The 3,601-nt window shown below is 38.2% G+C and carries 4 protein-coding genes; all 4 read right to left on the bottom strand.

Translation table 11 applies throughout. The features are described 5' to 3' along the window. Positions 1 to 127: 127 nt before the first annotated feature. On the bottom strand, positions 128 to 526 hold the full coding sequence (locus PSHG_RS29250; RefSeq protein ID WP_010271869.1) for a DUF1572 family protein: 399 nt from the start codon (positions 524 to 526) through the stop codon (positions 128 to 130). Positions 527 to 700: 174 nt separating this feature from the next. Beyond that, positions 701 to 1,696, bottom strand: a complete 996-nt coding sequence (locus tag PSHG_RS08540) for an alpha/beta fold hydrolase (protein WP_010271867.1) — start codon at positions 1,694 to 1,696, stop codon at positions 701 to 703. 251 nt (positions 1,697 to 1,947) lie between these two features. Continuing rightward, positions 1,948 to 2,550 (bottom strand): hypothetical protein, encoded by a 603-nt coding sequence (locus PSHG_RS26990; protein ID WP_010271864.1) that lies wholly within the window; start codon positions 2,548 to 2,550, stop codon positions 1,948 to 1,950. 513 nt (positions 2,551 to 3,063) lie between these two features. Next, positions 3,064 to 3,222 (bottom strand): hypothetical protein, encoded by a 159-nt coding sequence (locus PSHG_RS31425; RefSeq protein ID WP_235782037.1) that lies wholly within the window; start codon positions 3,220 to 3,222, stop codon positions 3,064 to 3,066. Between the last annotated feature and the right edge of the window lie 379 nt (positions 3,223 to 3,601).

The following is a 3,601-nucleotide window of genomic DNA, read 5'->3' as shown; positions in this document are numbered from 1 at the left end:
AGCACTTTAACCTCATACACTTTTATATTAGTCATAATTCCATACAAGTTGTCCCTTTCTAATCTTTGCTGCATATATTATTTGCTCGGTATGATAATGCATTTCTCTAATCATTGCTATCATTAGATTAAGAACCGTTGTCCTGGCTATATGTGAGAGGTGGACGATGGATAAACGGTTGTGATAATAACAATTCAGGGTTTGACTTGAGGTGTTCGAGATACTGAATGATTATATCAAATGCTTCTTTCGTCATGTTGTAAACTTGCTCTTTAGAATATTTGAGCCCACGTTCAAATTCCTTGTCTCTGTCCCTAGTGTCTGGAATATCATAAAAGATTGTTTCTATTCTGGAATGAACACAACCTCGAATATGAGCAACTAAATTAGTAATACTATTACTTTCAGAGTTAGGCACCCATGTTAAATCTTCCTCTGACAATTGTCCAATCGCTTGGAGAGTCCATTTCCTCTCCGAGTTAAACTTAATTAACATACTTTCGATTACTTCGTTTGCAATTTCCATGGGCGAGCCTCCAATTAGTATCTTGATAACCAATATTAATAGTTACTTAATCTCTATGTATTAGCTGATTTCCGATAACGTCTTACGTATTCACGACGCGACCCGGCCTTAGATAGCTCTTATCTTAGGCTGGGTCGTGTGTTGGCTGATTATACATCTACCAACCAAGGGGCGTCAGCCCCGCAGCGGGAATACGGTGTTATCTGATGTTAATTGCGCCGAATCGTCTAACTTATTTATTATTTCTTTTACTTCTCTTATTACGATTTCAGGTCTATGTATTTGAATGGCATGCCAACTATCTTCCACAACTATGTGTTTTGTATTCTTGGTGAGGTTTTTAAGTAGTTCCTGCTGCCTTTTCCATGGATCAGGTTGCTTTCCCGCTGATAATACAATTACAGATAATTCGTCATTTATATTTTGTTTGCTACCCTTAACCTGTCTTCCACTCTCATCAGCATAAATTAATTCTTTATATGCTGCTTTGTATGCATTTGATCTATACCCTAAAGTTCTCACTATTTTCAGATATTCTGATGGTAGTCTTCTAGAACCTATGTGCATTCTCATTATTCTTGGAATACCGAGTGGCGATAACAAATAACCTAATCTATATTGCTTTAGAGCTTGGTTATATTGCTTAACTCTACTAGAATTAGACAGATCGGTAATGTATCTATCCTCATGAACTGAATCCACCAAAACCATACCAACAACCTCATCTGGATATTCTGAAGCAAATAACTGCATATTCATTCCACCAAATGAATGTCCAACTAATATATACGGAGGATTTAGATTAAGATTTCTTAGTAGTATCCTTAGATCATTGTTATAGTCTCGACATGTTGATTTGTCTCTACATTTAACACTCCATCCAAATCCAGCTCTATCGTATGAAACAACTTTAGCATACTTTGATAATTCTGGTTGAACTAAACACCAATCCAAGGAACATCCACCCATACCGGATTCCAATATAACAGTAAACGTTCCGTTGCCTGTAACCAAAGCATGTAATTGAATTTCTCCAACATCAACCATTTGGCCTTTAGGTTTGATTCTCATCAATTCATATTTTGAAATAATCTGGTTTGTTACAGATAATGGAAACCCTATGATGGATAAGGCCGCTCGAGTACATGTATCACCAAAAGGAATACTCATATTTACCCCCATGAATTAATTATGATGGTTTAGCGGAATTAATTTCACATAACGTTGTTGTATCTGCGAACCCGAGAGGCTTAAAGGAGCGCAAGCAACTGGTCCGACTGACTTAGCCTCGCAGAGGTTATTCGCCTGACTCCACTCCCTGGTACTTCCCACTCCGGGCGAATCAGGGAGCTTAGGAAACGCAGCGTGAATACGGTGTTATAGGATGTCAGCACCTTCTATGAACAACCTTCAAATCGCCCCTAATACAAGTCCCATTCTCTAAACTTATCAGAGAACCCGATAAATACTTCAAGTTCGTCAGGAATACAACTACTATCTAAATAATAAGCCGTTAATCTTGCATGGCCTTCTAATACGACTACTTGCGAGTTCTCATTAATGGAAACAAATATTAGTCTTGGAAATACCCTTCCGTTCTTGAGCGCTAAATTGATATCTAGAAACCCCTGAGTACTAGATCCAAAGACTTCAATATGATTCTTGATATTCTTCGATGCATGGATAGGGAGTCTAGTACCACTTGATATTTCATTCCAATAACTATAATTGATGTACATCACTTCGTTTAAATCTTGTCTGATAAAAATCGCTTTATACCAAACAACGTCATCAGGGAAATTCTCAAACAGTTTCGTATTACAACCATATCCCCTTGTTTGAGCCAATATATCTCGTCTAACTTGGTTCTCGTAATGATCATTAAAATTGGGATTAAGTAATAAATTCAAATCATGGTCTCCAAGTGCATTTAATATCCCATTCTTAAATCTTTCTGAATTAATTTCTGCTAATAAGAACTCTGCAATTACTTCATCTTCTTGAACTTGACTAACTATCTGCACTGATTAATCCCCCAAAAAAGATATTGTGCTGATTTCTATAACGTTCTTGTGTTAACGACGCCGACGAATTCGGATGTGTCCACACCTCATACTTCCTTGAAGCCGCTTCTGGGACCGATGGCTTATAATATCCTAGTGTCACCACCGCAAACAAACACTCCGGAACACATCTTAAGTTGATAAACTTTCTCTCTTGTAATTGTGAAATCAATGTCAGGCAAAAAAGGGCGACTGGTCACATCGAAATTCTCCCCGATATCGCCGTATAGGAATAGTTTTGGCATACTTATCCCCCCACTCTACTTATTGACGTTTTTTTATTCACGAACCCTCACCACCTTAAGGACCGAAGTTCCGGCCGCAATGCGGTTTGGTGATGCAGGGTTGTCGCCTGATTCCGTTTCACCGAAATCCCCTCTGGAGACCAAGGGCCGCTTGCGGCACGCTGCGTGAATGCGTTGTTATATGATGGGGAAGCCCTTCTTTTGAATTGACCCTCAAAAATCATGATGTCTACTTAATAAATTCGTCTTTGAACTCATCTTCCGGATCCCATATAGACCAAGCTGCTTCTAATAAGTTGCCACTGTTATCTCTAAAGTAAAAATATCTTGCCTCACCGGCGCCTAATGATGTTAACTCCTTTTCAATAATCACTTCTTTATCGCTCATGAATTTATATGTATACTCAATATCCGGGCATTTATCGCCATAACTGGAAACGATGATCCATTACGATTGATTTCTAACGATGCGTTATTATTGCTTTCAACTAATAGCAGTGCTATCGCATTCTTATGCGGAAATTGCAATACAGCAATATTGGAACCTCTCTCTTCTAACTTTTGGACTAATCTCAACTCCAGTTTTTCACATACCACTCAATAGATTCGTCAATATTTGTTACCGGTAAATATGAGTATCCAACTCTTGTAGATAGGTGTTTTCTCATGCTTTCCATCTCCTTTGAATATGCTTAAATAATTGCATCCCTTTCACATAACGTTTTTGTATTCACGACGCGACCCAGCCTTAGATAGCTCTTATCTTA

It is taken from the genome of Paenibacillus senegalensis JC66 (genome assembly GCF_000285515.1).
Taxonomy (GTDB): domain Bacteria; phylum Bacillota; class Bacilli; order Paenibacillales; family NBRC-103111; genus Paenibacillus_L; species Paenibacillus_L senegalensis.
The sequence above is the reverse complement of the archived record's forward strand: the minus strand, read 5'-3'. Positions and strand labels throughout refer to the sequence as shown.